At 42.4% G+C, this 1,809-nt stretch carries 1 protein-coding gene; it reads right to left on the bottom strand.

Annotated features, from left to right (window positions below):
• Positions 1–144: 144 nt before the first annotated feature.
• Positions 145–1,809, bottom strand: a 1,665-nt coding sequence (locus AC1DND_RS27075; protein ID WP_477585855.1) for a CocE/NonD family hydrolase, incomplete at its 5' end; no start/stop codon positions are given.

Below are 1,809 nucleotides of genomic sequence, written 5' to 3'. Positions count from 1 at the left end.
GTTTGTGGTGACACGAACCAAGACAGCAGTTATTTGCCATTTATTTTAAACTCAGGCGTCATTCCCGCGCAGGCGGGAATCGTAATGCTTAAGATTCCCAATCAAGTTGGGAATGACGAACCGCATTATTTAGAGCCCAATATTTTACTTTAACACCGAAACTGTAATAAACGAGCTGTTGTGCACGTCGTGATAAATTTTGTGTGTAGCTTTTTGAAAATCCTGTGGTTCTGCCTGATAGATATCCATAAATTTCTGCGGATTGCGATCAGCTAAAGGGAACCATGAGTTTTGAATCTGGATCATAATTTTATGGCCTTTTTTAAAGGTATGCGCCACATCGGGCAAAGGGTAATTTACTTTTGTGATGGCACCAGGAACAAATGGCTCAGGTTTTTCGAAACTGTTGCGGTATTTTCCACGCATAATTTCTCCCCGAACCAGCATTTCGTAACCACCCATAATCAGGTTTTTAGGGTTAGGTTCTGGATTTGGTGCATCTTCAGGATAAACATCAATCAGTTTAACTACATAATCGGCATCTGTTCCGGTAGTCGAAACCACCAAGTTGGCCAAAACAGGACCTGTTAAAGTAATATCTTCTGTTAAAGCGTCGCTTTGGTAAGTTTTTACATCCGGACGGCGGGCAGCAAAACGCTGATCATCGATCATGTACTCGCGGGTACGTTTGGCCTGAATGCCATCCTGGTAAGGCACAGGGTTATTCGGATCGCTCACATATTCATCCCAGCTATCGGTTCTGCCCACTTTTTCGAAACTGAGCTTTCCATTGGGTTGTAAATACAGGTTTTTGTTTTCTACTTCTTGTGGTGGCCATGTTTTGAACTTTTTCCATTCGTTAGTTCCCGTTACAAAAATATTCGCTTCTGCTGCATTAAAATCGCCTTCACCTTTTAAATAATGTTTAAAGAAAGGCAGTTCATACTGCTCCTGGTAATCGATACTGGTGGTTTTGCCGAAAGAGATATCGCCGAAATAAGAACCATCACTACGTACCCAGCCGCCATGGAACCAAGGTCCCGCAACCAGGATATTATTGGCGCCAGGATTCTGTTTCTCAATTGCTTTGTAAGTGTCAAAAGTTCCATAGGCATCTTCAGCATCGAAAAAGCCACCCACTACCATCACCGCAGGCCTTACATTGGTTAAATGTGGCGTAATTAAACGCGCTTTCCAGAAGGTATCTAAGTTTGGATGTTTAAATAAATCGTTCCAGAATTTAATACTATCTGCAAAGTATCTGTCTTTTAGGTTTTTAACAGATCCGGCTTCTAAGTAAAAGCGATAATTGTCTTGAATGGGGAACTGAAAACCTTTAGGTCCTTTATCTGGTGTAATCGGTTTAGGTCTCGGCACACCAAAATTGCCCATAAAACTGAAAGCATCCATCAGAAATAATGTACCACGGTGGTGGAAATCATCACCCATAAACCAATCGGTAACTGGCGCCTGAGGCGAAACGGCTTTTAGCGCGGGGTGTGCATTTGGCAAAGAAGTGGTAGAATAAAAACCAGGGTAGGAAATGCCATAAATACCCGCATTTCCATTGTTGCCTTTCACGTTTTTAACCAACCAGTCGATGGTGTCGTAAGTATCCGTACTTTCATCAATAGCTGTTTTAGATTTTTTTCCAACCAGTTGAGGACGGATATCGGCAAAAGTGCCCTCACTCATCCATCGGCCCCTCACATCTTGATATACAAAAATAAATCCCTCACGCATCATAGCCGGAAAATTCCCCAAACTCAGCTTATATTTATCTTCGCCATAAGGTGCAACGGTATAGGG

This window comes from Pedobacter sp. 01N416 (genome assembly GCF_056399685.1).
Note: the sequence above shows the minus strand (reverse complement) of the source record. Positions and strands in the feature narration are given on the sequence as shown.